We start from the raw sequence: 26,335 nt of genomic DNA, 5'->3' as shown, positions 1-26,335 counted from the left end.
TCGGCGATCCGCGCGGCCACCTGCTGGGCGGTCTCGTCGGAGCCGCACCCGGTGACCGAGTCGTGCCCGCTGCAGGCGATCACCGACCGCCAGGCCATGTCGACGAGGCGCTCGCAGGCGGACCGGTCGGCGAGCCACAGCGCGGACATCGGCTCGGCGTAGCGGGTGAGGACCCGCTCGGCCCGCGCCATGGCCTGCTTCAGCGGCACCCGGGCCGAGATCACGCCGGGCAGGATGTTGGCCCGCGCGTGCGAGCGCAACTCGCCCGCCACCCGAGGCAGCCCGTCGCCGGGCCCGTCACAGCCGGCCAGAGCCTCGGCGAGGGTGGCGACGCGGAGCCCCGAGGTGGTGATCTCGCGAGCCGGCGCCGAGTGGTCCGCGCCGTACATCGCCAGCAGCGTCCTGCCCGTCGCCCAGCCCTCCGCCGTGGAGACGAAGGCCGTCGCGCGGTCGGGCATGCCCTCGGCCGGGCCGGTGAACAGGCCGAAGGCGTTGCCGTACCCGCCGGGCAGGTAGATGGTCCTGATCGTGGTGCCGTCTGCGCCGGTCCAGTCGAAGGCGTCGCGGTCCACGTGCGCGGGCACGCCGCGCCACAGGCACGCCACGCGTAGCCCCGCCAGCGACAGCATCTGCGGCATCTGGGCGCAGTGGCCGAACTGGTCGGGCAGGTAACCGACGGGCATGGCGCCGCCGAGCGCGGCGGCGCCGCGCATGCCGTACTCCAGGTTGCGCAGCAGGGTCTCGCCCGAGCACAGGAACTCGTCGGCGAGGATCAGCCAGGGCCCGACGGCCAGCCGTCCCTCGGCGACGAAGCGGGCGACGTCGCCGCGCCGCGCGGGCCGGATCTCCAGGTAGTCCTCGATCGCCGCGAGCTGGCCGTCCATCGTGAAGCGGTAGGCGGGGTCGGCGGCCATGGCGTCCAGGACCTCGTCGAGCACCCGCACCAGCCCGACCCGGAACCGCTGGAACGGCAGATACCACTCGCGGTCCCAGTGCGTGTGCGGGACCACCACGATCCTGTCGCTATCTGCTGAGGCTCTCCTCGGCGTGACCGCTGGCTCCACTCCCGCCCTCCTCGGCGTAGCTGCTGACGTCGGCCCCGGCGGTCGCCTCCCGCGGGGCGCCGGTCACCTCCTGGGCGCACTCCCCGCCGATGGGGATGCCCGCCCATCGCGCGTACCGGTGCACGATCCGCTGCGCCGTGACGATATCCTCCAGGGCCCCGTCGAGTCCGGTGAGCGGCGGTTCTTCCTGGGTGACGAAGCGGTGGAAGGCGCGAAGCTGGCGTTCGAACGCCTCGGCGACGTCCTCGTTGACGACCGTCCGCTCGGTGGTGCCGATCCGGCAGGTGACCGTCAGCCGGGTGGGCGCGTTCAGCAGATAGGGGGAGGGGAAGCGCAGCTCCAGCGAGCCGTGCTCGTGGTGCAGCGTCATGACCTCGTGGTAGGCCGGGTAGCTCGGCAGGTAGTGCCAGCGGATGCCGTACCTGCCGGAGCACTCGCCTCCGAGCGTCCCGCTGACCTCCAGGGACGGCGGGTACGCCTCCGCCGGCCACACGGCCACGTGGTCCACCGTGTCGGGAGACCCCGTGAACAGCCGCATCAGCGACAGCTCGTGGCACAGGCTGCTCAGCAGCACCTCCGCGTACAGCCGCCGCAGCCGCTCGGACGACGTGCCGAGCGCGGCGGTGAGGGCCCGCTCGTCGGCCTCCGCGTAGGGGGCCACCCGTTCGGGCGCGGGCCGCCCGGACCGCGCCCGGGCGAACAGCAGCTGCGACTCCTCCGAGGGATGCAGCACGGTGGCGTCCAGGTGGCGGACGACCTCCGGCCCGCCGGCCTCGTGCAGCGCCTCCACGAGCCGCTGGGAGGCCGGGTCGTACTGCTTCATGTAGCCGGCCATCAGCCGTTCGCCGGAGAACCCGCTCAGCTCGGCCCGGCTGTAGGCGACGGGCTTCTCGCACAGCACCCACAGGCCGCGTTCGAGGGCGGCCCGCACCAGCGGCCCGTGGGACCCCGGCGTGAGCACGATCAGCGCGTCGAACCCGCCCCTGTCGAGCATCGTCAGCGGGTCGTCGTACGCCGGGACGCCCGCCTCCCGGCCGACCGTCTCCGCGTGCCCGCGGTCGAGGTCGCACACGGCCGCGACCCGGAACAGGTCGCGCCGCCGGGCCAGCAGGGGCAGGTAGACGACCTGCGCGACCACGCCAAGCCCGGCGATCCCCACCTTCACCGTCTCCACGTCCTCACCCTCCTCCGCTCGGCGACCTGCCCTGCACCTCCCCGTCGGTGGCGGAGCACAACCCCGTCACGTGCAGACGGCCATCACCTCGTTGGCGGGCGTCTCCAGCCGGTGCACCCCGGGCCGGGCCGGCAGGAGGGCGAGGTCTCCCCGGACCACCCGCCGGGTCTGCGGGCCCCACAGCACCAGCCCGTCGGCGTCCACGGCGAGGAACTCGTCCTCCAGCCGCAGCAGCAGCGGGGCGCCGGGGGAGGCCGACACCGCCGTCCGCCCCTCCGCCACGGCCCGTACGACCGCCCCGGCCGCCTCGGAGCCCCGGCCGTCGCCCTCGGCGAGCACCCACGTCGTCGGCGCGCCGGGCAGGTGACCCTCCTCGGGCCGGTGGTAGTCGCCGCCGCCCACCACCACGAGGTCGCCGGCCGGGTCGCCGGTCGAATCGCGCGTCCAGGCCTGTGACCAGGCCAGCGGCGCGCCCCAGGTGCGGTCCCACCAGCTCCAGTGCCACAGCTCGACGACCCGCGGCCGGTCGGTCATCGGGTGCCGCCAGGCGCAGTCGGCCGCCACCGGATGGTTGACCGACAGCACCCCGCCCCGGTCGCGTACGGCCTTCGCCCACTCGTCGGGGGGCCGCCGGAAGTCGATCCAGCCGACGTCCCCGAGCGCGCCGGCGTGCCCGAGGTCGGTGGTCACCTCCTGCCCCGGCACGAGCACGAGACCGGCCAGCGCCGAGGCCGCCGCGAGTTCCGCGTGATGGCTGACGGTGTTGTGGTCGGTCACCGCGAGGAAGTCCAGCCCGGCCGCGGCCGCCACGCAGGCCAGTTCGTAGACGGTCAGCGTCCCGTCCGAGTGGTCGGTGTGCGCGTGCAGGTCCCCGGCGAGCCAGCGGTATCCCGGCGGCGACGGCAGGCGGCGCCGTACGGCGGCGGGCTCGGGCGGGACGGGCCCCGGCACGCGGGAGAAGCGGGTGCGGCGCCGGCGCGGCCGGACGGGCGGCCGCACGTGCCTGATCACCCTGATCTCGTACGGCAGGCCGCCGAGGGGCACCCGGTGCAGCCCGACCAGCACCCGCCACACCCCGGGCTCGATCTCCCCGGGCAGGTAGCCGGGGGTGGCCCAGGAGGGGGTGATGGTGTATTCGGAGCGCGCGCCGCCCGACCAGCCGCGGAACCCGGCCGGCCCGGCGCAGCCGAGGTCGAGCACGCCGACCGACCGGTCGTAGGACAGGCGCACCGTGAGGGCGGCCGTGCCGGGCCGCACCTCCACCGGCACCTCGGCCACCGGCCCGGCCAGCCGGTCGTCCAGCGTCCACGTCCCGCTGATCGCGGCCCTGGTCGTCACGCGCCACCCACCAGGGTGTCGTCGCGGTAGAGCAGCGCCCGGCCCGGGCGGGGCACCACCCAGGCGGCCGTCCCCGGCGGGGGCTCGGCGCCCTCGGGGACCACCACCTGGAGCAGGTGGTCCGCGCACTCCAGCGTGACGAGATGGGCCGTGCCGAGGTTCTCCACCACCGCCACCTTCCCGCAGAACGCCCCCTTCTCCCCGGGCTCCCGGGTGGTCAGGTCGGCGTACTCGGGCCGCAGGCCGTACAGGACCTCGCCCTCGGGCGTGCCGACCGGCAGGGGGAACTCGGCCCCGGCCACCCGCAGCACGCCGTCCCCGGCGACGCCCGGCAGCAGGTTCATCGGCGTGGATCCGATGAAGGAGGCCACGAACGTGGTGGCCGGGCGGCGGAACACCTCGGACGGCGTGCCGAGCTGCGTGATCCGCCCGGCCGACATGACCGCGATGCGGTCGGCCAGCGCGAGCGCCTCGCTCTGGTCGTGCGTGACGAAGACCGTGGTCACCGCCAGCTCGCGCTGCAGGCGCTTGAGGAACGTGCGGGCCTCCAGGCGCAGCCGCGCGTCCAGGTTCGACAGCGGCTCGTCGAACAGGAACGCCTTCGGACGGCAGGCGACCGCGCGGGCGAGCGCCACCCGCTGCTGCTGCCCGCCGGACAACTGACCGGGCCTGCGGTCCAGCAGCTCCGACAGGCTGAGCCGGGACGCGGTCTCGGCGGCCTTCGCCTCGCGCTCGGCCCGGGGGACCTTTCTGATCCGCAGCGGATAGGCGATGTTGGCGGTCACGTCCATGTGCGGGAACAACGCGTAGTCCTGGAAGACCATCGCGACGTCCCGCCGTCCCGGAGGCGTCCCGGTCACGTCCACGCCCCCGATCTCGATCCGCCCCGAGGTGGGGGTCTCCAGTCCGGCGATCGTCCTCAGCAGCGTCGTCTTGCCGCAGCCCGACGGGCCGAGCAGCGCGAAGAACTCGCCGTCGCCGATCTCCAGGTCGAGCGAGTCGATCGCCCGCACCCCGCCGGGGAACTCCTTGGTCAGGCCGCGCAACGCGATCACCGCTTGATCCCCCCGTGGAAGCGGAAGCCGTACCTCCGGCTGACGAACACGTACATCACCACTACCGGCAGCGAGTAGAGCAGCGAGAACGCCGAGATCACGTCGAGGCGCGGCGCGCCGCCCTCGGTGTAGAGCGTGTAGAGGATGACCGCGCCCGGGGCCTTGTCCGGGTCGCGCAGCAGGATGAACGGCTGCAGGAAGCTGCCCCAGACGTTGGCGACCGCCCACACCGCGATCGTCGCCAGACCGGGCCGCACCAGCGGGATCACGACGTGCCGCAGCACTTGTCCCGGCGACGCGCCGAAGACCCGCGCCGACTCTTCATAGGACGTGGGCGTGGCGTCCATGAAGTCCTTCAGGATGAAGATCGCGGCGGGCAGCAGGCCGCCCGACAGGGTGAGCACGACGCCGAGGTGGGTGTCGATCAGGTTCAGCCGGGTCGCCAGCTCGAACAGCGGCACCATCGCCGCCGTCCCCGTCACCACCGACGACAGGAGCAGCAGCACGTACAGCAGCGCGTCGCGGCCGGGCACCCGCGCCCGCGACAGCGCGTACGCCGCCAGCGCGGCCAGCGTCACGACCAGGGCCGCGCTGCCGCACGCCTGGATCAGCGAGTTGCGCAGCGAGCCCAGCGCGTACGGGTTGTCCAGCAGCGCCCGGAAGTTCGCCAGCGTGAAGTCCGGCACCGATGCCGTGATCGACGGATGCGCGTCGAACGGCGCCGAGGCCAGCCACAGCAGCGGCAGCGCGAAGAACCCCAGCACCAGGGCCAGGAAGGTGGCCCGCCCGAGGGTCCCCAGCACGTGACGCACCGGCGTCATGACGGCCTCACCTCCCCCCTCGACCGCAGAAGGCGCAGGTAGGCGAACGCCAGGACCAGGTTCACCACGAGGACGAGGAAGGAGACCGCCGCGCCGAAACCGAGCCTGCCGCCGCTCATCGCGACGTTGTAGATGTAGACGGGCAGGATCTCCGACCGCCCGTCGGGGCCTCCGGCGGTGAGCTGGAAGGCCGTGAAGTCGTTGAACGTCCACAGCGTGATCAGCAGCAGGTTCGTCAGCACGTGCCCCTTGATGTGCGGGAGGACCACGTCCCTGAGCTGCTGGAGCGTCGAGGCGCCGGCGAGCCGGGCGGTCTCCAGATGCGACGGCGGCACGTTCTCCAGCGCCGCGCCGTACAGCATCATCGAGAACGCCGTGCCCCGCCAGACGTTGAACACGATGATCGACGCCATGGGGTGGTCGAGCAGCCAGGCGAAGCCGGGCGTGTGCAGGATCGCGTTCAGCGTCCCGCCGTCGCGGTCGAGCAGCGCGATCCACAGGAACGCGACGACCGACGACGGCAGGATCCACGCGAGCAGCACCAGCCCCTCGGTGACGCTCTTCAGCGGCCCCCGCCGGTCGCGCAGCGCCCACGCGATCGCGAACCCGAGCACCGCCTGCCCGAGCACGGCCGAGCCGAGCACGAACTGCACGGTGAGCCACAGCGACGTGCGGAACCGCTCGTCGCCCAGCGCCTCGGCGTAGTTGGCCGCCCCGACCACCCGGGGATCGGCCGCCGCCAGGCCCGTCAGACGGTAGTCCGTGAGGCCCAGGTAGACGGTCCACAGCGCGGGGAAGACCAGGAACACCCCGATCAGCACCAGCGCCGGCACCACGAACGTCAGCGCGCGAGGCGCGCTCAGCGTCCCCGGATCAGGACGAGACATGGGCGGGTCCGCCGACGAGGGACTCGACCTTGCGCTGGTAGGCGGCGGCCGCCTCGTCCACGCTCGTGCCCGACACGACCGCGGCCGTGGCCTCCTGCAGGGCGACCGACACCTGCGGGTAGACGGCCAGCGGCGGCCGGTACGCCGTGAGGGGCAGGACCTCGTCGGAGACGAACTTCAGCATCGGGTCGGCCCCCAGCACCGTGTCGTTCACGTCCTTACGCGCGGTGATCCTGGCGGCCCCGGCGAGCTGCGACGTGGTGGCCTCGGCCGAGTGCATGAACGACAGCAGCTCCCAGGCCAGCTTCGGGTTCTTGGAGTTGGGGTTGAGCACGCGTACGGCGCCGCCGGACATGCTGACGAAGTCCTGGCCCCGGATGCCCGCGCCGGGGCGCTGGGCGGGGATCAGGGCGTATCCGACGACGGAGTCGCGGTCCTTCATCGGGGCGACCCCGGCCTTCGGCTCGATCACCGACCGCCAGAAGTAGTCGCCCTCCGCCAGGATCCCGATCCTGCCCTCGGCGAACTGGGCGAACGACTTGTCCCGTCCCCGCGCCTCCTGCTGGAGCCTGGGGTCGCCGAGGCCGCCGGAGTAGACCTGCCGGTAGAAGTCCAGCACGTCCCTGAGCGCACGGGAGGCGCCGGTCCACTTGCCGTCGGCGTAGATCTGCGCCCCCGCGCCCGCCAGCAGCGGCAGCGCGCCCTGCATGCTGGTCGCCTCGCCCATGGCGGTGCCGGCGTCGATCTGGATCGGGACCGGCACCCCGGCCCTCCTGAGCGCCGCGCCGGCGTCGAGGATCTCCTGCCAGCTCCGCGGCTGCCAGCGGTCCGGCAGGCCGGCCTTGCGGAACAGGGTCTTGTTGTAGAACAGCACCCGCCCGTCGGTGCCCTGGGGCAGGCCGTACCTCCTGCCCTCGAACGTGCCGAGGCCCTGCACGGCCTGCGGGATCTGGCTCCAGCCCTCCCAGGAGTCCGCCTCGGGACCGGCGACCTCGGCGAGCGGCTTGATGTACCCGGCCTGGGCGAACTCGCCCACCCAGATGCCGTCGAGGTCGATGACGTCGGCGCCCGCCCGCGACTTGAGGTCGAGGGCGACCTTGGTCTTGTACTGCTCGTCGTCCACGCCGCTCGGCTGGAACACCACGCGGACGTCACGGCCCTTGGCCTTCTGCGCGGCCTCGAACCGGGGGATGACCCACGTGGCCGTCCAGTCGGCGGTCTCGGCGTTCTTGCCGCCGGAGATCGCGTTGGCCGTGATGGTCAGGGTGACGTCCCCGTCTGCGGAATCGCCGGAGCCGCCGGTGCCGCACGCGCCCAGAGCCAGCAGGGCCACCGCCGCCACCGCGAGCGCAGGTCTCATGATCGACCTCCCCGTAAGTCCTGACGTACGGACAAATCGACCCTCGCACGCGATTACCAACACGTAAAGAAACGGTTTGGTGAACGAGTAAGGGACGCACGCCCGGCCTCTTGCGGGATGTCTGGTTCGCGCTGAGCTGATCGGGAAGAGTGCAACCAGTGCTGAGACCTGAGTATGGTCGGGCGTAACAACGCACGCTTGGAGGGAGTCGCGTGGCATCTCAGCCAGCCTGGATGAACAGCCTCTTCACATATACGGGATCGTCGTCGTTCTCGGAGTTCCTAGGCGTGCACGCGCCGAACCTGCTGCCCGCCCGCAACGAGTCGCTGGCGGCGCCGGTGGGAGACGAGATCCCGCACGCGACCACCATCGTCGCGGCGACCTGCGCCGGCGGCGTGGTGATGGCGGGCGACAGGCGTGCGACCTCCGGGAACATCATCTCGCAGCGGGACATCGAGAAGGTGTTCCGCACCGACGACTACTCCTGCATGGGCATCGCGGGCACCGCGAGCACCGGCCTGGAGCTGGCCCGGCTCTACCGGGTCGAGCTGGAGCACTACGAGAAGACCGAAGGTCGCTCGCTGTCGACCGAGGGCAAGGCGCACCGCCTGGCCACCATGATCCGCGGCAACCTGCCCATGGCCATGCAGGGCCTCGTGGTCGTGCCGCTCTTCGCGGCCTACGACCCGACCCGCGACACCGGGCGGATCTTCAGCTACGACGTGGGCGGCGGGCCGTACGAGCAGAAGGAGTTCCACTCGATCGGCTCGGGTTCGATCTTCGCCCGGGGCTCGCTCAAGAAGCTCTACCGGGAGAACTCCAGCCCGCAGGACACCGTCCTGGCCTGCCTGCACGCCCTGTACGACGCCGCCGACGACGACTCGGCGACCGGCGGCCCCGACGTGATGCGGAAGATCTGGCCGGTCGTGGCCGTCATCACCGCCGACGGCTTCCGCCGCCTCCCGGACGACGAGATCGCGGAGTTCGTGGAGTCCATGCTGGAGAGGCGGATGACCGCCCCCGAAGGTCCGACCGCGCCGCTGCGCTAACCCAAGAGAGGATCACCCCCGGTGTCCATCCCCTTCGGAGGATATGCCTCGCCCGAGCAGATCATGCGGGACAGGGCGGAGTATGCCCGCAAGGGCATCGCTCGCGGTCGCAGCGTGGTCGTGATGCAGTACGCCGACGGCATCCTGTTCGTGGCGCCCAACCCGTCCAAGGCGCTGCACAAGATCAGTGAGATCTACGACCGCATCGGCTTCGCCGCGGTGGGGCGCTACAACGAGTTCGAGTCGCTCCGCCTGGCCGGCATCCGCTACGCGGACATCAACGGCTACACGTTCAACCGCAGTGACGTCACCGGCCGCGGTCTGGCGAACCTGTACGCCCAGCACCTCGGCATGATCTTCACCGAGTCGATCAAGTCGTTCGAGGTGGAGATCGTCGTCGCGGAGGTCGGCGACGCCCCCGAGGACGACCAGATCTACCGGATCACCTTCGACGGCTCCGTCTTCGACGAGCAGGGCATGGCCGTGATCGGCGGCCAGGCCGACGCCGTCGGAGGACGCCTGAAGGAGCGCTACAGCGAGGGACTGCCGCTGCCGCAGGCCCTCGACGCCGCGCTGGCCGCCCTGACCGAGCCGGGAGGGGAGCGTCCCCCGGTGACCCAGATCGAGGTCGCCGTCCTCGACCGGGGCAGGGAGCACCGCAAGTTCCTGCGCCTGACCGGCCCCCGCCTGGAGAAGCTCCTGGAGGCCGCCAAGGAGGGCCAGGAGGGCGCGCAGCAGCCCGCCGCCGAGCAGGCCCCGGTGGAGCAGGCACAGGCCGAACAGGACCAGGCCGGGCAGGCTCCCGGCGGCACCCCGCCGATCGCCCCGAGGGCGACATCGACACGGGCTCCGGCGAGTAGCCCCGTCCCTTCGTCCGTACGGCCGCGGCGCGCGCCCTCGTCGGGGGCGCGGCGCCGCCGTCTCATGGGCCCGCTCGGGCGTTTCGGCTCAGCCCAACTCCGATTTCGCTACTCTCATCCGGTTATGACGACTCTTGATCTCTTGCGGCGCGCGGGCGTTCCGGCCGCGGCCGTCGCCCTCCTGTCGCTGAGCGCGTGCTCCGGAGCCTCCGGCACCTCGGCCTCGCCCACCGTGACCGCCACCGTGACGGTGACGGCTCCGGCGTCGCCCGCGGAGCCGTCCGCCGACCCGGCGGCCTCCGGCACCCCGACGGTGGACACGCCCACCGGTTCGGCCACGACCGCGCCGACGCCGAAGCCGGGCAAGGCCGGGCCGCCGATCACGGACAAGGCGCCGGCCCCCTTCGGCGGGACCCTCCAGTCGGACCCCGGGCACGACTTCACCAAGGGGCTCAGCCCCAGCAGGGACGGTGTCGTACGCGGCCAGCTTGTCGCCATGCACGACGAGAACGTGGCGGAGTATCGGCCCGTCAAGTTCGTCAAGGAGTACGGCGGCAGCACCAGCGGCCACTTCGAGGGGCCGCCGGAGGGCGACGGGATGGCCTTCGCCGCGCCCATCGCGAAGAACGTGGTGTTCCTCAGCGCGCTCGGCTGCGACGGCAAGGACCAGACCATCGACAGCCAGTACCTCGGCACCCAGCGCTGCTCTCGTGACAAGCTGATCCTGCGGGCCGACGCGGGCGACCTGCGGGCGCTCATCACCGTCCGGGGCGGGCAGATCGTCAAGGTGACGGAGATTTACGCCGCCTGACCGCTCCTTCTCGTCATTCCCCCGCCTGATCACTGTTCGGCCGCCGGTTTATGGGAATAGTGTGAGGTGATGGATCGACGCATATTCGGGCTGGAGAACGAGTACGGCGTCACCTGCACGTTCCGCGGGCAGCGGAGGCTGTCGCCGGACGAGGTGGCGCGGTACCTGTTCCGGCGAGTGGTGTCCTGGGGCCGATCGAGCAACGTCTTCCTGCGTAACGGCGCACGTCTCTACCTGGACGTGGGCAGCCATCCCGAGTACGCCACCCCTGAGTGCGACAACGTCGTGGAGCTGGTCACCCACGACAAGGCGGGGGAGCGGATCCTGGAGGGCCTCCTCGTGGACGCCGAGAAGCGGCTCCGCGAGGAGGGCATCGCAGGAGACATCTACCTGTTCAAGAACAACACCGACTCGGCCGGCAACTCCTACGGCTGCCACGAGAACTACCTCGTGGGCCGGCACGGGGAGTTCGGGCGGCTGGCCGACGTCCTGATCCCTTATCTGGTGACGCGCCAGATCATCTGCGGCGCGGGCAAGGTGCTGCAGACGCCGCGCGGAGCGGTCTACTGCGTCTCCCAGCGGGCCGAGCACATCTGGGAGGGCGTCTCCTCGGCGACCACCCGGTCCCGGCCGATCATCAACACCCGTGACGAGCCGCACGCGGACGCCGAGCGGTTCCGTCGGCTGCACGTCATCGTGGGCGACTCGAACATGAGCGAGACCACGATGCTGCTCAAGGTCGGCGCCACCGACCTGGTGCTGCGCATGATCGAGGCGGGCGTGGTGATGCGCGACCTGTCCCTGGAGAACCCCATCAGGGCGATCCGGGAGGTGTCCCACGACATGACGGGCCGGCGCAGAGTGCGCCTGGCCAACGGCCGCGAGGCCTCGTCGCTGGAGATCCAGCAGGAGTACCTGACCAAGGCGCAGGACTTCGTCGACCGGCGCGGCGGGGACGCCACTGCCAAGCGGGTGCTGGAGCTGTGGGAGCGCACGCTGCGGGCGGTCGAGACCGGCGACCTCGACCTCGTCTCGCGGGAGATCGACTGGGTCACCAAGTACCAGATGATTGAACGTTACAGACAGAAGTACGACCTGCCGCTGTCGTCGCCGCGCGTCGCGCAGCTCGATCTGGCCTACCACGACGTCCACCGCAAGCGCGGGCTGTTCTATCTCCTGCAGAAGCGGGGGGCCGTCGAGAGGGTGGCCGACGACGTCCGCATCTTCGAGGCCAAGTCGGTTCCGCCGCAGACCACACGGGCCAAGCTGCGCGGCGAGTTCATCCGCAAGGCCCAGGAGAAGCGGCGCGACTTCACCGTCGACTGGGTGCACCTGAAGCTCAACGACCAGGCCCAGCGGACGGTGCTGTGCAAGGATCCGTTCCGCAGCGTGGACGAGAGGGTCGACAAGCTCATCGCGGGCATGTGATCTCTTACACCGCTCTGACGGCGGGTTCGGGTAGCCTGGCCCGGACCCGCTGTCTGTTTGAGGATTCCCATATGCGCCGTCGTACGGCACTCGTCGCCGTCCTACCCCTGTTGCTCGCCGCCGCCTGCGGAACCGCGCAGAAGAGCGCGTCCAGCGCGAGCCCCACCTCCAGTGGCCAGGCCGCCGCCTCGGCCATCAAGGTGACGGGAGAGGCCGGCAAGAAGCCCACCGTGACCTTCCCGGCGGGCAAGCCCTCGCTCACGTCCGCCTCCATCAAGGTCATCGAGGGTCAGGGCACCCCGGCCAAGGACGGCGACGTCCTCACCGCCAACGTCACCGTCTACAACTGGGACGGCAAGGAGAACAAGGCGGCCGGCTCCGACTACGACCAGGGCAAGTCGGAGTTCGTCTCGGTCAGCCCGCAGCTGCCCAAGGCGCTGCACGAGGCGCTCGTCGGCGCCAAGCCGGGCGGCCGGGTGATGGCCGTGGTCGCCAAGGACAACCTGAGCGCGGAGCAGCTCGACCAGGCCAAGCAGCAGGGCCAGGACTTCAACACCACGTCGCAGGTGCTGGTCATCGACGTGCTGTCGGCGGCGCTGAAGTCCGTCCAGGGCACCGCCGTCGACCCCGGCGTCACCGGCGTGAAGGTCGAGAACGCCGGCGGCGACAAGGCCCCGACGCTGACCACCAAGACCAGTGAGAAGGCGCCCAAGAAGCTGGTCGTCAAGACCGTGATCAAGGGGAACGGCCCGGAGGTGAAGGCCGACCAGACAGTCCTCGCCCACTACGTCGGCAAGATCTGGGGCACCGACAAGCAGTTCGACTCCAGCTGGGAGCGCGGCCAGCCCGCCACGTTCGCGCTCAACCAGGTCGTCAAGGGCTGGGCGCAGGGCCTGACCGGCGTCCCGGTCGGCAGCCGCGTGCTCATCTCGATCCCGCCGGACCTCGGCTACGGCAAGGAGGGCAACGCCCAGGGCGGCATCAAGGGCACCGACACGCTCGTCTTCGTCGTGGACGTCCTCGGCGCGGCCTGACACCCGCGGCAAGCAGGGCCCCTCTCACCGTCCGGTGGGAGGGGCCCTGCCGTACGGGCGTCAGCCGAGAATCTGGTAGCTGTCGCCGTAGACCTTCCAGCGCAGCGGCGGGTCGAGGTCGAGGTTGCCGTTCTTGAGGAACACCCGCTGGGCGGTGTCGACCCGGCTGGTGTCGCTGTGCGCCTCCTCGGTCTTCATCGCCGCCTTGCGGGCGTCGAGGAACGCGTTGAGGTAGGCGACCTCGTCGCCGCCCTGCGCCGGGGTCTTCGCCTTCTTCATGGCCGTCTTGCGGATGCCGCCGAAGCTGACCGGGTCGGTGCCGGGGCCGTGCATCACGATGGCGTCGTAGTAGACGAACTGCCCGAGCGCGCGCAGGCCGTCGGCCTTGGCCTGGGCCACGGCGGGGTTGAAGTAGACCCGGTCGCGCTCGTCGTTCTGCGCCTGCTGGAAGACGGGATCGGCGGCGGCGGTGCGCCAGTCCTTGGGGAAGTCCGGGTCGAGCCCCTTGTGCGAGTCGGTGCCGTTGACCTTCCGCAGCGCGGGCAGATACTTGGCCAGCACGTTGCCGGGCTTGCGGGTCGTGTAGAGCTCGACCAGGTCGAGCATGTCGCCGGTGCCGGAGCAGAAGCCGATGATCCCGGCGGTGTAGCCGCGCCCGTCGTCGATGTCCTCGATGTACTTGTACTGGGCCTTCCAGTCGAGTGAGGAGTTCTCCGCGCTGGAGACGAGCTCCATCGCGATCTCCTTCTTCTTCGGGTCCGTGAGGTCGACCGGCGCCTTGACGGTGACCTTCACGGCCTCCCGGGCGGAGGAGGCCGGAGAGGCCGGGCCGCCGGTGACGGCTCCCGCCGCGTTCGCGGGGAGTACGGCCGCGGCGGCGGCCACGAGCAGCAGAGCAGCGCGCCGGGGAGTGCGCCTGATCAGCGGGTCTTTCACGTGCGTCGCTCCGTTCTCCGCCCGCGGCCGTGCGTCGTGGCGGGAAGGGGGCGCGGGCGGGGGTGAGCCCTCCGTGAGGGGGGTTTAGTTAGTAAGGTTTCCTAATGAAAGCAGCAGTCCCCGGCGCTGTCAACGGCCTCCCTGCCACCCCGCCTAGACTCCGGCTGTGACGAGCGACGACCTGGAGTCGATCAGCGTTCTCGGCGATCCCGTACGGCGGGCGCTGTACCGGTTCGTGGCCGAGCAGGGGCGGGACGTGGGCCGCAACGAGGCGGCCGAGGCGACCGGCGTCCAGCGCACGCTGGCGGCCCACCATCTGGACAAGCTGGTGGAGGCGGGCCTGCTGGAGGCGGGCTTTCGGCGGCTGAGCGGCAGGGCCGGCCCCGGCGGCGGCCGCCCGGCGAAGGTCTACCGGCGGGTGCGTGAGGAGCGGGCCGTGAGCCTGCCGCCCCGCGACTACCGCACGCTCGCACTCGTGCTGGCGGAGACCGTCGACCTGCTGGGCGGCGAGGAGAAGGCCGAGGAGGCCGCGCGGCGGGCGGGGGAGGCGCCTGGCCGCCGCCGACGCCGCGTCCGGCGACCTCATGGAGGTGCTGCGTGCGCGCGGCTACGAGCCGTACGAGGAGGACGGGCGGGTGCGGCTGCGCAACTGTCCCTTCCATGTGCTGGCCGACAGTCATCCGCTGCTCGTGTGCTCGATGAACCTCGCGCTGTGCGAGGGACTGCTCGCCGGTCTGGGGGAGACGGGGGTCGTCGCGACGCTCGACCCGAGACCGGAGGAGTGCTGTGTGGCCTTCCAGCCTTCTAAAAACAACGTAGATTGACATAGAATCGCGGCATGCATCTCGCCCAGCTCAACGTCGCCCATCTCCGGGAACCCCTCGACTCCCCCGCGCTGGCGGACTTCCTCGCCGCTCTGGGGCCGATCTACCAGGTGTCGGACGCCGCGCCCGGCTTCGTCTGGCGCATGAAGGAGGGCGATGAGCCCACGGACCTGATCCAGCACGACTACGGACCGATGCTGGTCGTGAACCTCTCCGTCTGGGAGTCCCGCGAGACGTTGTGGAACTTCATCTACCGCAGCGCACATCTCGAGGTGATGCGGCGCCGCCGGGAGTGGTTCCACCGGATGGCCGAGCCGTACACGGTGATGTGGTGGGTGCCCGAGGGCCACCTGCCGCCGCTCGACGAGGCCATGGCGCGCCTGGACCTCCTCCGGACCCAGGGGCCGGGCCCGGAGGCGTTCACGTTCAAGGATTTCTACGACAGCAGTGACGCCGCGTGCCTCCCGGCGGCGGCGGAGGTCACGAAGTAGGCCAGGTCCTCCTCCAGGCCGCGGCCCATGGTGGACAGCCGCACGGGCGACGCCTTGAGCGCCTCGTGCAGGCCCTCCACCGGTACGGTCACGATCTCGTGGCGCGTGGCCAGGGCCGCGGCCTGCTCGCGCACCGTCGCCCCGAACGCGCCGGGCAGGTCCGGCACGACGACCTGGGCCGGGGCCAGCGCGACCCGGCCGTACGCCGTGAGCGAGTGGTGCGACACCCCGACGTGCCGTTCGCGGCGGTCGCCCTCGCTGACCCGCAGCGCGGCCACGGGCCGCCCGGCCAGCACGGCGGCGGCGTTCACCGCCTCGCCCGCGGCGACGCCCGAAAATCCCCAGCGGGTGCCGGTGCCGAGGTTGCCCGGCCCCTGCGTGACCACGGCGACGTCGGCGCCGAGCACGTGGCGGGCGGCCAGCAGGCCGGTGTGCAGCGTCACCGCCTCGACGTCCCCGCCGAAGGACTGGCCGGTCGTCACCACCCCGCACAGCCAGTCGCGCTCGCGCAGCGCCGCGCACGACATCGAGAACCAGGCCGGCAGCGCCCCGCCGTCCTGCATCACGTACGCCACCCTGATCCCCGGAGAGTCCGCGTACAGACCGCACAGGATCGCGGGCAGGGCGGAGTGCAGGTCGGCGACCACCACGGGCATGCCGTCGACCGAGTCGGCCTCCCGCAGCGCCTCGTGGTGCGGGGACTCCTGCTCGTCCGCGCCGAGCACGGTGGCCTGCAACGGGGTGTAGCGTGCTTTCACCAGGTGACCGGGGCCGGAAGGATCTTGCGGTAAACGGTCCGGGACGGCCACCACCATGGCGTACCCTCCCGTACCGAGACCCATGGCGAGGGCGGTCGTGTTGAGCAGCACGGTGTCGCCCACTTCAGGGCGTCCCACCAGCGGGGGATAGGCGAGCGCCCGGCACTCGCCCTCGGCGACGGCGACGTCGAGTTCCACCGCTCCCGGCCACTCGCGCCGGACCCGCACCACTTCGCCCTTGCGCCATCTGATCACGCCGAAAAGGGTAGCGTTCTCCACTGGAAGGGAGGCCCGATGTCGCGGCGGAAGACCGAGCGGCTGCTCAATCTGGTGATCTGCCTGCTCGCGACGCGGCGGCCGTTGAGCGCGGAGCAGATCCGGCAGGCCGTCCCCGGGTACGACCCGGACAACGACGAGGCCTTCCAGCGCATGTTCGAGCGCGACAAGAACGAGCTGCGCGAGATCGGCATCCCCATCGAGGTCCACAAGGACCCCTGGGAGGACGACCCCGGCTACCGGATCGTGCGCGAGGCGTACGAGCTGCCCGAGATCACCCTGGAACCCGACGAGGCCGCCGTCATCGGCCTGGCCGCGCAGGTGTGGCAGCGGGCGAGCCTCGCCGAGGCGGCCAGCGGGGCGGTGCTGAAGCTGACCGCGGGCGGCGTGCACGCCGACCTCACGGAGAGCCCGCTGGAGCTGCGGGTGGACACCCGAGACCCCGCCTTCCCCGCGCTGTGGGAGGCCGTGCGGGACCGGCGCGCGGTCGCCTTCGACTACCGGTCGGCCGGCAGCGAGTCGGTGCTGCGGCGGACGGTCGAGCCGTGGGGGGTCGTCAGCAGGCGCGGCCGGTGGTACCTGGTCGGGCACGACCGCGACCGCGGCGCCGCCCGGGTCTTCCGGCTGAGCCGGATCACCGGGGCCGTGTCCACGCTCGGGCGGCCGGGGGCCTTCACCGTGCCTGAGGGGCTGGACCTGCGCGCCATGGTGGGCTACCAGGAGCTGCCGAACGAGCGGGTCGCCCTGGTGCGCGTGCGCAAGGGCACGTGCCTCGGCCTGCGGCACGCCGCCCAGGCCGTGCGTACCGGGCCGGGGGAGTGGGACGAGGCCGAGGTGACCTTCGCCGACGCGGAACGGCTGGCCGGGTGGCTGGCCAGCCTCGGCCAGGACGCCGTCGTGCTTGACCCGCCGGACGCGCGCGAGGCCGTGATCCGCCGTCTGAAGGGGGCGTTGCAGTGAGTTCGGACCGGCTGCCGCGGCTGCTGGCGCTCGTGCCGTACCTGATGTCGCATCCGGGCGCGCAGGTGCCCGAGGTGGCGCGACTGTTCGGCCTGTCGGAAAAGCAGCTCATCGACGACCTCCAGCTCGTCTGGATGTGCGGCCTGCCCGGGCACACGCCCGGCGACCTGATCGACGTCTCGTGGGACGGCGGCGAGATCCTCATCGACAACGCCGAGGCGATCGCCCGGCCGCTCAAGCTCGGCGTGGACGAGGCGAGCGCGCTGCTCGTCGCGCTGCGCATGCTCGACGAACTGCCCGAGTTCCAGGGCCGCGACGTGCTCGGACGGGTCATCGCCAAGCTGGAGCAGGCGGCAGGCGAGGGCGCGGCCACGGTGAGCAGCCAGGTCCAGGTGGAGATCGGCGCGGCCCCGGACGCCCACGCCGTGATCACCGACGCCGCCCGCAGGGGCCGCAGGCTGTCGCTGCGCTACTACGTGCCGGGGCGCGACGAGATCACCCCCAGGGAGGTCGATCCGCTGCGGGTCGTGCTCGTGGACGGGCGGCACTACCTGGAGGGCTGGTGCTACCGCGCCGAGGCGATGCGCATGTTCCGCCTCGACCGGATCATCGAGGTCGAGGTCCTCGACGTGCCGGCCGATCCGCCGGCCGAGGCCGAGCCGATGGACGTCGCCAAGGGCGTGTTCCGGCCGTCGGACAGCGACGAGCTGGTGGAGCTGGAGCTGACCCCGGCGGGCCGCTGGGTGGCGGAGTACTACCCCTGCGAGGAGGTCGCCGAGCTCGGTGAGGGCCGTCTGCGCGTCTCCCTGCGGGCCCGCGACCAGTCCTGGCTGGTACGGCTCGCGCTCCGGCTGGGCGACAGCGGCCGGGTGCTGTCCCCGGCGTCCCTCGCCGAGCGGGTGACGGCCACCGCCAAGCAGGCGCTGGCCAACTACGAAACCGTGTGACCTGGGAAAGTGACATGACTTTGCTCTTCGCCCTGTCCGCGGTGGCCGTGGCCGGGCTCGCCGTCCTCGCGTGGCCGGCGCCCGCGTGCTGGCCGCGGCGCGCGACCTGCACGCCGAGGTCAAGCGGGCCAAGGGGCGGCTCGGAGTGCCCGAATAGGGGACTTTGCGTACGATTGATGTGATTTTGAAGCCCGAGGACAGGTGAACTTTGGCGCGTGGTGCGCGTACGATCGGGGAGTAGTACCCACGGCCCTCGCGGTAAGGACACGACATGCCCAACCTCGGACCCATGGAATGGATTCTGATCCTCCTGGTTCTGATCCTTCTCTTCGGCGCCAAGAAGCTCCCGGACACCGCGAGGGCTCTTGGGCAGTCGCTGCGCATGTTCAAGAAGGAAACCAGCAAGATGAGCGAGGAGGACGAGGAGCGGCAGACGGTCAAGGCGCAGGCCGAGCCCGTCGCTCCGCCGGCGGCGCAGATCCCGCCGGCCACCCCGTCCGTCGAGGAGCGGCTGCGTCTGCTGGAGGAGGAGAACCGGAAGCTGCGGGAGAGCCAGCAGCCGGTGAGCTCGCAGAACGAGCAGCGCTCCAACTAGGCGCCGCACCCCCACTGACCCCAGGACGAGCTAGATGGCCCTGTTGAAACGGTCGACTCCCGCCACGGCGGACGACGGGCGGATGACGCTCATGGAGCACATCCGCGAGCTGCGCAATCGGCTGATCAAGGCCATCCTGGCGGTGGTCGTCGGGACCGCCGTCGGGTTCATCTACTTCGAACCCATCTGGAACTTCCTGAAGCAGCCCTACTGCCGGCTGCCCCAGGCCCACCAGTTCGACAAGGACCAGTGCCTGCTGGTGGTGAACGGGGTCTTCGACTCGTTCTTCGTGAACCTCAAGGTCGCCGTGATCTTCGGCGTGGTGGTCTCGGCCGTGTTCTGGATCTACCAGATCTGGGCGTTCGTGACCCCGGGCCTGTACCAGAACGAGCGCCGCTACACCATGGCGTTCCTCGGGCTCTCCGTCCCGCTGTTCACCGCCGGCTCGGCCCTCGCCTACGTCACGATGGACAAGGGCCTGTCGCTGCTGCTCAGCTTCGCTCCCGAGGGCACGCTGACGCTGGTGAGCATCAACGAGTACCTCAGCTTCGCGCTCGCGATGCTGATCATCTTCGGCGTCTCCTTCCTGATGCCGTTGCTGCTGGTGTTCCTCAACGTCATCGGGGTGCTGCGGTTCAAGACGGTGTCCAAGCACACCCGCATGGTCGTGTTCCTGATGTTCGTCTTCGCGGCCGTCGCGACGCCGAGCCAGGACCCCGTCACCATGCTGGCGCTGGCACTCCCGATGGTCGCGCTGTTCTTCGTCGCGGAGGCGTTCATGTACTTCCACGACAAGAAGCGCGACGCCGCCGACGCGGCGCACGCACGGGCGATCGCGGAGGAGCTCGACGGGCCGTCCGCCGCCGAGGGCGACGGCGGACTCGATCGACGTGAGGGACTGACAGAAGATCCCTCTGGTGCCGCCCGGTGGGCGGCGGTAGGTTCCGCCTATGGCCGATGAGATCGTCGTCCTGGTTAACCCCGCCGCCCGCGGTGGCCGTACGCTGCGCCTGCTCGACCCGGTGCTGCGACGGCTGCGGACGGGCGGCCGCCCGGTCTCGGTGATCGTCGGGACCTCGGCGACCGACGCCCTGGGCCGGGCCCGCGAGGCCGTCGCCGCCGGGCCGGCCGCGCTCGTCGCCTTCGGCGGCGACGGTCTGGTCCACCTGGCCGTGCAGGCGGTGGCCGGGACGGCCGTGCCGCTCGGGATCGTGCCAGCCGGGACCGGCAACGACATCGCCGACGCTCTCGGCATCCCACGCAAGGATCCGCTCGCCGCCGCGGACATCGTGACCGCGGGCGGCTGCCGGGCGGTCGACGCGGCCAGGCTGGGCACGGGCGAATGGTTCGCGGGAGTCCTCGCCTGCGGGTTCGACTCCCGCGTCAACGAGCGGGCCAACGCCATGACCAGGCCGCCCGGAATGGCGAAGTACCTGGTCGCGCTTGTGCGCGAGTTGCGGTCGTTCACGCCGATCCCGTTCCGGATCACCCTCGACGGGGAGGCGGTCGAGCGCGAGGCGATGCTGGTGGCGGTGGCCAACACCCGGTCGTACGGCGCCGGGATGCGGGTGTGCCCGGACGCCCGGCCCGACGACGGCCTGCTCGACGTGCTCGTGCTCGGGGCGGTGCCCAAGGGCGAGTTCCTGCGCACCTTCCCCCGCGTCTACCGGGGCAGCCATACCGGGCACCCTGCGGTGACCCTGCGGCGCGCCCGGCGGGTGGAGATCGAGGCCCTGGACGGGGAGGTCGTCGCGTACGCCGACGGCGAGCGGGCCGGTCCGGCCCCGCTGACCTGCGCCGTCGAGCCGGGGGGCGCTGCGGGTCCTGGCCCCTGATCGACGCCTGATCTACGGCGTAAAGGCGGTCGGGTAAAAGGATCACCGATGACGGACGCCCGGAATCCCGTTATCGGTAGGGTTGACGGTATGAGTACGCCAGCGGAACGCTATGCCGCCTTCCGTGAGGGGCAGTCCGGCGCCGGACCCGCTCTCGCCTCGTTCCGCGAACTTTACGACTTCGAGCTCGACGAGTTCCAGATCGACGCCTGTCAGGCGCTGGAGGCCGGGGACGGCGTGCTGGTGGCCGCGCCGACCGGGTCGGGCAAGACGGTGGTGGGGGAGTTCGCCGTCCACCTGGCGTTGGAGCAGGGCCGCAAGTGCTTCTACACGACGCCGATCAAGGCGTTGTCCAACCAGAAGTACAACGACCTGGTCCGGCGGTACGGCGCGCGCAAGGTCGGCCTGCTGACCGGCGACAACAGCGTCAACGGCGAGGCCCCGATCGTGGTCATGACCACCGAGGTCCTGCGCAACATGCTGTACGCGGGCTCGAACACGCTGACCGGCCTCGGGTACGTGGTGATGGACGAGGTCCACTACCTGGCCGACCGGTTCCGCGGCGCGGTCTGGGAAGAGGTCATCATCCACCTGCCGGAGTCGGTGCGGGTGGTGGCCCTGTCGGCCACGGTCAGCAACGCCGAGGAGTTCGGCGAGTGGCTGGGCGAGGTGCGCGGCGACACCACGGTCATCGTGGACGAGCACCGGCCTGTCCCGCTGTGGCAGCACATGCTGGTCGGCAACAGGATGTACGACCTGTTCGTGGACGAGGGCGACGGCACCCTGCGGGTCAACCCGTCCCTCATGCGGATCGCCCGCGACGAGATGCGGCTGGCCCAGGCCAGGGGCAGGCGGGGCTACTCGCGGCCGGGCCGGGGCACGACGCCGAGCCGGTCGGACGTGATCGAGAAGCTCGACGCCGAGGGCCTGCTGCCGGCGATCACCTTCATCTTCTCCAGGAACGGCTGCGACGCCGCCGTCATGCAGTGCCTCTACTCGGGGCTGCGCCTCACCACGGAGGCCGAGAGCCACGAGATCCGGCAGATCGTGGACGAGCGCACCGCGCACCTGCCCGACGAGGACCTCGCGGTGCTCGGCTACCTCGAATGGCGCGACTGCCTGGAGCGCGGCCTGGCCGCCCACCACGCGGGCATGCTCCCGGCGTTCAAGGAGGTCGTGGAGGAGCTGTTCACCAAGGGGCTGGTGAAGGCGGTCTTCGCGACCGAGACGCTGGCGCTCGGCATCAACATGCCGGCCAGGTCCGTGGTGATCGAGAAGCTCGACAAGTGGAACGGCGAGACCCACGCCGACCTGACCCCGGGGGAGTACACCCAGCTCACCGGGCGGGCCGGGCGGCGCGGCATCGACATCGAGGGCCACGCGGTGGTGGTCTGGCAGCCGGGCATGGATCCGCTCTCGGTCGCCGGCCTCGCCAGCACCCGCACCTATCCGCTGCGCTCCAGCTTCCAGCCGTCGTACAACATGGCGGTCAACCTCGTCGGGCAGGTCGGCCGGGAGCGGGCGCGGACCCTGCTCGAGGACTCCTTCGCCCAGTTCCAGGCCGACCGCGCCGTGGTCGGGCTGGCCCGCCAGCTCCGCAAGTCGGAGCAGGCCCTCGAGGGCTACGCCGAGGCCATGACCTGCCACCTCGGCGACTTCGAGGAGTACGCCGCGATGCGCAGGCGGCTGTCGGACCGCGAGGCCGAGCTGTCGCGCCAGCGGGGGGCGGCCCGCCGCGCCCAGGCCGTGCAGTCCCTGGAGGTGCTCAAGCCCGGCGACGTCATCCGGGTGCCGGGCGGGCGCCGCGCGGGCATCGCGGTCGTGCTCGACCCCGGCGTCAACGGCCGGGGACACGAGGGCCCCGCGCCGCTCGTGCTGACGATCGGCAAGCAGGTCAAGCGGCTGTCGGCGGCCGACTTCCCGGTGCCGGTCGAGCCGGTCGACAAGATCAGGATTCCTAAGGGCTTCAATCCGCGCTCGCCGAAGGAACGGGCCAACCTCGTCTCGACGGTGCACGCGAAGCTGGGCGACCGCGACCTCGGCAAGCCGCCGCGGGCCCGCGACCACGCCGCGGAGGACGAGGAGGTCACGCGCCTGCGGCGGGAGCTGCGCCAGCACCCCTGCCACGGCTGCGACGAGCGTGAGGACCACGCCCGCTGGGCCGAGCGCTACCACAAGCTGCTCAGGGAGACCGAGGGGCTGCGCCGCCGGGTCGAGGGGCGCTCCCACGTCATCGCCAGGACCTTCGACCGGGTCTGCGGCGTGCTCGACCAGCTCGGCTACCTGGACGGCGAGACCGTCACCGAACAGGGCCGCAGGCTCGCCTCGCTCTACACCGAGCTCGACCTGCTCACGGCCGAGTGCCTGCGGGCGGGGGTGTGGAACCGCCTCGACCCCGCCGAGCTGGCCGCGTGCGTGTCGTCGCTGGTTTACGAGTCGCGGCAGGCCGACGACGTCCGCAGCCCCAAGATCCCGGCCGGGGCCACGCGCGAGGCGCTCGGGGAGATGGTGCGCCTGTGGGGCGAGCTGGAGGGCATCGAGGAGGACCACGGCCTGTCGTTCGTCCGCGAGCCGGACATCGGCTTCGCCTGGGCGGCCTTCCGCTGGGCCAAGGGCCACAGTCTCGACGCCGTGCTGACCGACTGCGACCTCGCGGCGGGCGACTTCGTCCGCTGGGTCAAGCAGTTGCTCGACCTGCTCGGCCAGCTCAGGGACGCCGCGCCCAAGGGGAGCAAGGTCGCCGAGAACGCCGCCAAGGCCATCGACGCCATGCGCCGCGGGGTCGTCGCCTACTCGTCGGTGAACTGAGCCGTGCCACGCACGCGCACGGAGTAGCGATGCGGTTCAGGCCGTGGTGAAGCGGACCTCGCGGGTGGTGGGGTCGGCGTGCGTGAGCCGTACGGGGATGCGCTCGCCGAGCGGCAGGTGGTCGCCGCGCAGCGGGCGATGACGGCGGGGCTCGGTGACCTGCACCTGCCCGCCTGGTTTCCCGTCGCTGACGTCGATGACGACCGCCTCGAAGACGTCGCCGATCCTGGGCCGCAGCACGGCCGCCTCGACCAGGTCCACGCAGGCCCGCTCGACCGCCCCGGCCCGCCTGCCGCCCATGGCCATCTGCTCCGGCAGGCCGGGCAGCGCCGCCGCGATCTCCTCGGCGACCGGGCGGCCCGCGGCAACGGCCAGGCAGACCTCGGTGCCGTACCGGTCGACCAGCCGCCGCAGCGGCGCGGTGACGTGCGCGTACGGCGCGCCCAGTGCGGCGTGCAGCACCTGCGCGGGCGCCGAACCGTTGAAGGCGACGTAGGCCGCGCCGCGCAGCAGCACCGTGGACTCGTGCAGGAAGGCGGCGTGGCCGGGGATCTTCGGGTCGAGCCCGTGCACCACCTCGGCGTACGACGTGCCGTCGGGCCAGGGTACGCCGAGCGCGGCGGCGACCCTGCGGACCTTGCCGACGTCCTCCGGGCCCGCCTGGGGGAGCACCCGCAGCACGCCGACGCCCGCGTCCAGCATCATCCGGGCCGCCGCCATACCGGTGAGCAGTGAGATCTGGGCGTTCCACGCCTCGCACGGGTGGTTCGTGCGGAACTCCACCTGGTAGCCGCCGTTCCCGTCGGGGATCACCTGTTGCTCGGGGGTCGGCAGCGACAGCCCGCCCCTGGCCCGCTCCCGTTCGAGGCGCAGCGGCCCCACCTCGGCGAGCAGCGCGATCGTCCCCTCCGCCCGGCCGGTGTCCACGGCGGCCTGGACCGTCTCGTAGTCGAGCCGTTCCCGGCTGCGCACCAGCGCGCGGCGCAGGTCCACCGCCTCGATCTCCCCGTCGGAGCCGAGGTCGAGCCGCCACAGGGCGGCTGGGCGGGTCTGTCCGGGCAGCAGGCTGGCCGCGCCCTCCGACAGGACCGGCGGGTGCAGCGGCACGCGCCCGTCGGCCATGTAGACGGTCTCGGCGCGGGCTCTCGCCTCGGCGTCGATCGCGCCGCCGGGCCGGACGAACGCCGCGACGTCGGCGATCGCGTACCAGACGCGGTAGCCCGTCCCGCGCCGCTCGATGCACAGCGCCTGGTCCAGGTCCATCGAGCCGGGCGGGTCGATGGTCACCAGCGGCAGGTCGGTCCGGTCCTCCTGCGGCACGGCGGGGGAGGCGGCGGCCCGCTCGGCCTCCTCCTGCACGGGGGCGGGGAAACCGTCCGGCAGGTCGAACTCGCTGCGGATGCGGGCGAATCCGTCGCGGAGGCCGTCCGCGCTGTCCCGGAGGCGGATCGTCGTGTACGGCACGCGATCAACCTACCCGAGAGTGGACATACCAGCCCGTAAACGGCCTTCCTAGGTCAATGTGGCGAGCAGGCGGTTGAGCGGGCTGTCCAGGCCGTACTTCTCCGACAGCGCGACGAGCCGCTCGGGGTCGCGCGGCGCGGCGGGCAGGGTGATGTCGACGTCCGGGACCGGGACGTCGTGGGCCACCCGGACCACGGCCGGGGCGACCTCCAGGTACTCACGGGCGGCGGCGAGCTTGTTGCGCGCGCCCGCGGGGAAGCCGTCGGCGCGGCCGTCGTCCAGCGCGGCGAGCAGCGCGGACAGCGACCCGAAGCGTGTGATGAGGGCCGCCGCCGTCTTCTCGCCGATGCCGGCGACGCCGGGCAGGCCGTCGCTCGGGTCGCCGCGCAGCGTCGCGAAGTCGGCGTACGCCCGGCCCGGGATGCCGTACTTCTCCCGGACGAACGCCTCGTCGATGATCTGGAGGTTACGGATTCCCCTTACTGTGTAAAGGGCGCGGCACGGCTTCTCGTCGTCGACGAGCTGGAACAGGTCGCGGTCGCCCGTGACGATGTCCACGGCCGTGGTCGCGGCGGTCGCGTAGGTGCCGATCACGTCGTCGGCCTCGTAGCCGGCGACGCCGACGCGGGCGATGCCGAGCGCGTCCAGGACCTCCTCGATGACCGGGACCTGCGGGGCCAGCGTGTCCGGCACCTCCTCCTCATCGCCGCTCGCCACCCGGTGCGCCTTGTACGACGGGATCGCGGCCACCGGAACGCCGGGCGCCGAGTCGGCGTCCATGCAGGCCACGATCTGGGCGGGGGAGTGCTGCCGGACCAGGGTGGCGATCATGTCGAGGAGCCCGCGCACCGCGTTGACCGGCATGCCGTCCGGCGAGGTCACCGACTCCGGGACTCCGTAGAAGGCGCGGAAGTACAACGACGGGGTGTCGAGAAGCATCAGCACCCTGCCATTGTCACGCCTGTCAGGGGTGCCGCGGACCCTCTTCGGTCACCGCCACGGCCAGCAGGCAGGTGTCGTCCTCGGGGTTGGGGCCGCCGATCGCCTCCAGGAGGCGGTCGAGGCCCGCGTCGAGGTCCGCTCCCGCCGAGCCGAGGCCGGTCGCCACGGCCGCCTCCACGATGAGGGACACCCCCGCGCCGATGTCGCGCGAGCGGCGCTCGACCAGGCCGTCGGTGAACATCAGCAGCAGGTCGCCGGGCTCGAGGCGGACGTCGGCCACTCCGTACGGCAGGCTCGACGTCGCCCCGAGCACGACTCCCCGGGGCGCCCGAGCTGGCGCGCGCCCCCGCGGCGCACCAGGATCGGGGCGGGGTGACCCGCCTGTGCCCACGTGAAAAGGCGGGTCGCCGGGTCGAAGTGGCCGCACACGGCGGTCGCGGTGGTGTCGTCCAACCGGGTGAGGACCAGGGTGTTGAGCCACGTCAGCAGCCTGCCGGGGCAGGCGCCCGTCATGCTCAGACCGAGCAGCGCGTGACGCAGCTGTGCCATCTCGGCGATCGCGGGCAGGCCGTGTCCCGACACGTCGCCCACCGCGAGGAACATGCGCCCGTCGGGCAG

General features: G+C 71.8%; 21 protein-coding genes and 3 pseudogenes. 12 read left to right on the top strand and 12 right to left on the bottom strand.

Going from position 1 to position 26,335, the window contains the following annotated elements:
* Positions 1-17: 17 nt before the first annotated feature.
* From B1L11_RS54860 to B1L11_RS16160, 7 genes and pseudogenes are all read right to left on the bottom strand, one after another.
* Positions 18-1,010, bottom strand: a pseudogene (locus B1L11_RS54860) (alpha-mannosidase); the annotation flags it as partial.
* A 13-nt stretch (positions 1,011-1,023) separates the two neighbouring features.
* Positions 1,024-2,238, bottom strand: a complete 1,215-nt coding sequence (locus B1L11_RS16185) for a Gfo/Idh/MocA family protein (RefSeq protein WP_256862589.1) — start codon at positions 2,236-2,238, stop codon at positions 1,024-1,026.
* Positions 2,239-2,304: 66 nt separating this feature from the next.
* The gene (locus tag B1L11_RS16180; RefSeq protein ID WP_079315246.1) at positions 2,305-3,576 is read right to left on the bottom strand and encodes a CehA/McbA family metallohydrolase; all 1,272 of its coding nucleotides are present in this window, start codon (positions 3,574-3,576) and stop codon (positions 2,305-2,307) included.
* Positions 3,573-4,631, bottom strand: a complete 1,059-nt coding sequence (locus tag B1L11_RS16175) for an ABC transporter ATP-binding protein (protein WP_079315245.1) — start codon at positions 4,629-4,631, stop codon at positions 3,573-3,575. The genes B1L11_RS16180 and B1L11_RS16175 overlap by 4 nt, the downstream gene beginning before the upstream one ends.
* Positions 4,628-5,452, bottom strand: a complete 825-nt coding sequence (locus B1L11_RS16170; protein ID WP_079315244.1) for a carbohydrate ABC transporter permease — start codon at positions 5,450-5,452, stop codon at positions 4,628-4,630. The genes B1L11_RS16175 and B1L11_RS16170 overlap by 4 nt, the downstream gene beginning before the upstream one ends.
* Positions 5,449-6,339: a carbohydrate ABC transporter permease gene (locus B1L11_RS16165; RefSeq protein WP_079315243.1), complete on the bottom strand. Its 891-nt coding sequence runs from the start codon at positions 6,337-6,339 to the stop codon at positions 5,449-5,451. Before B1L11_RS16165 ends, B1L11_RS16170 begins: the two co-directional genes overlap by 4 nt.
* A complete protein-coding gene (locus tag B1L11_RS16160; RefSeq protein ID WP_079315242.1) occupies positions 6,326-7,699 on the bottom strand; it encodes an extracellular solute-binding protein in 1,374 nt (457 codons plus the stop codon). The genes B1L11_RS16165 and B1L11_RS16160 overlap by 14 nt, the downstream gene beginning before the upstream one ends.
* Before the next feature lie 233 nt (positions 7,700-7,932).
* Here B1L11_RS16160 and prcB point away from each other — a divergent pair, with 233 nt between their 5' ends.
* The 4 genes and pseudogenes from prcB (at position 7,933) to B1L11_RS16140 (ending at position 12,881) form a co-directional block, all read left to right on the top strand.
* Positions 7,933-8,748 (top strand): proteasome subunit beta, encoded by an 816-nt coding sequence (gene prcB / locus B1L11_RS16155; RefSeq protein ID WP_079315241.1) that lies wholly within the window; start codon positions 7,933-7,935, stop codon positions 8,746-8,748.
* Between the two features lie 21 nt (positions 8,749-8,769).
* Positions 8,770-9,460, top strand: a pseudogene (prcA, locus tag B1L11_RS16150) (proteasome subunit alpha); the annotation flags it as partial.
* Positions 9,461-10,488: 1,028 nt separating this feature from the next.
* A complete protein-coding gene (gene pafA / locus B1L11_RS16145; RefSeq protein ID WP_079315240.1) occupies positions 10,489-11,847 on the top strand; it encodes a Pup--protein ligase in 1,359 nt (452 codons plus the stop codon).
* A gap of 71 nt (positions 11,848-11,918) precedes the next feature.
* On the top strand, positions 11,919-12,881 hold the full coding sequence (locus B1L11_RS16140) for an FKBP-type peptidyl-prolyl cis-trans isomerase (RefSeq protein ID WP_079315239.1): 963 nt from the start codon (positions 11,919-11,921) through the stop codon (positions 12,879-12,881).
* Positions 12,882-12,941: 60 nt separating this feature from the next.
* Here B1L11_RS16140 and B1L11_RS16135 read toward each other — a convergent pair whose 3' ends face one another.
* Positions 12,942-13,817, bottom strand: coding sequence for a chitosanase (locus B1L11_RS16135; protein WP_306291660.1), 876 nt, complete (start codon positions 13,815-13,817; stop codon positions 12,942-12,944).
* A 166-nt stretch (positions 13,818-13,983) separates the two neighbouring features.
* Here B1L11_RS16135 and B1L11_RS16130 point away from each other — a divergent pair, with 166 nt between their 5' ends.
* Together B1L11_RS16130 and B1L11_RS16125 are read left to right on the top strand one after the other, a co-directional pair.
* Entirely contained in the window at positions 13,984-14,625 is a 642-nt protein-coding gene (locus B1L11_RS16130) for a transcriptional regulator (RefSeq protein WP_256862588.1), read from the top strand.
* Positions 14,626-14,655: 30 nt separating this feature from the next.
* Positions 14,656-15,132, top strand: coding sequence for a DUF3291 domain-containing protein (locus tag B1L11_RS16125; protein WP_079315238.1), 477 nt, complete (start codon positions 14,656-14,658; stop codon positions 15,130-15,132).
* Here the strand turns inward: B1L11_RS16125 and B1L11_RS16120 are convergent.
* Positions 15,078-16,145 carry a DUF3866 family protein gene (locus B1L11_RS16120; RefSeq protein ID WP_079315237.1) on the bottom strand — a complete coding sequence of 356 codons (1,068 nt, stop codon included), beginning with the start codon at positions 16,143-16,145 and terminating at the stop codon, positions 15,078-15,080. The genes B1L11_RS16125 and B1L11_RS16120 overlap by 55 nt on opposite strands.
* Before the next feature lie 39 nt (positions 16,146-16,184).
* Here B1L11_RS16120 and B1L11_RS16115 point away from each other — a divergent pair, with 39 nt between their 5' ends.
* The 6 genes from B1L11_RS16115 (at position 16,185) to B1L11_RS16090 (ending at position 23,311) form a co-directional block, all read left to right on the top strand.
* Positions 16,185-17,126: a YafY family protein gene (locus B1L11_RS16115; protein WP_079315236.1), complete on the top strand. Its 942-nt coding sequence runs from the start codon at positions 16,185-16,187 to the stop codon at positions 17,124-17,126.
* Positions 17,123-18,073 carry a YafY family protein gene (locus B1L11_RS16110; protein ID WP_239109250.1) on the top strand — a complete coding sequence of 317 codons (951 nt, stop codon included), beginning with the start codon at positions 17,123-17,125 and terminating at the stop codon, positions 18,071-18,073. The genes B1L11_RS16115 and B1L11_RS16110 overlap by 4 nt, the downstream gene beginning before the upstream one ends.
* 271 nt (positions 18,074-18,344) lie before the next feature.
* Positions 18,345-18,668, top strand: a complete 324-nt coding sequence (tatA, locus tag B1L11_RS16105; RefSeq protein WP_079315235.1) for a Sec-independent protein translocase subunit TatA — start codon at positions 18,345-18,347, stop codon at positions 18,666-18,668.
* 34 nt (positions 18,669-18,702) lie between these two features.
* On the top strand, positions 18,703-19,629 hold the full coding sequence (gene tatC, locus B1L11_RS16100; protein WP_079315234.1) for a twin-arginine translocase subunit TatC: 927 nt from the start codon (positions 18,703-18,705) through the stop codon (positions 19,627-19,629).
* Positions 19,619-20,503 carry a diacylglycerol kinase family protein gene (locus B1L11_RS16095; protein ID WP_079315233.1) on the top strand — a complete coding sequence of 295 codons (885 nt, stop codon included), beginning with the start codon at positions 19,619-19,621 and terminating at the stop codon, positions 20,501-20,503. Before tatC ends, B1L11_RS16095 begins: the two co-directional genes overlap by 11 nt.
* 90 nt (positions 20,504-20,593) lie before the next feature.
* A complete protein-coding gene (locus B1L11_RS16090; RefSeq protein ID WP_079315232.1) occupies positions 20,594-23,311 on the top strand; it encodes an RNA helicase in 2,718 nt (905 codons plus the stop codon).
* Between the two features lie 36 nt (positions 23,312-23,347).
* Here B1L11_RS16090 and B1L11_RS16085 read toward each other — a convergent pair whose 3' ends face one another.
* From B1L11_RS16085 to B1L11_RS50920, 3 genes and pseudogenes are all read right to left on the bottom strand, one after another.
* The gene (locus tag B1L11_RS16085) at positions 23,348-24,775 is read right to left on the bottom strand and encodes an RNB domain-containing ribonuclease (protein ID WP_079315231.1); all 1,428 of its coding nucleotides are present in this window, start codon (positions 24,773-24,775) and stop codon (positions 23,348-23,350) included.
* A 48-nt stretch (positions 24,776-24,823) separates the two neighbouring features.
* A complete protein-coding gene (locus tag B1L11_RS16080) occupies positions 24,824-25,714 on the bottom strand; it encodes a 5'-3' exonuclease (RefSeq protein ID WP_079315274.1) in 891 nt (296 codons plus the stop codon).
* Between the two features lie 25 nt (positions 25,715-25,739).
* Positions 25,740-26,320: pseudogene (locus tag B1L11_RS50920) on the bottom strand (PP2C family protein-serine/threonine phosphatase).
* Between the last annotated feature and the right edge of the window lie 15 nt (positions 26,321-26,335).

Source organism: Microbispora sp. GKU 823, from assembly GCF_002027145.1.
In the GTDB taxonomy this organism is placed as follows: Bacteria; Actinomycetota; Actinomycetes; order Streptosporangiales; family Streptosporangiaceae; genus Microbispora; species Microbispora siamensis.
This window is presented reverse-complemented; position numbering and strand designations above follow the sequence as displayed.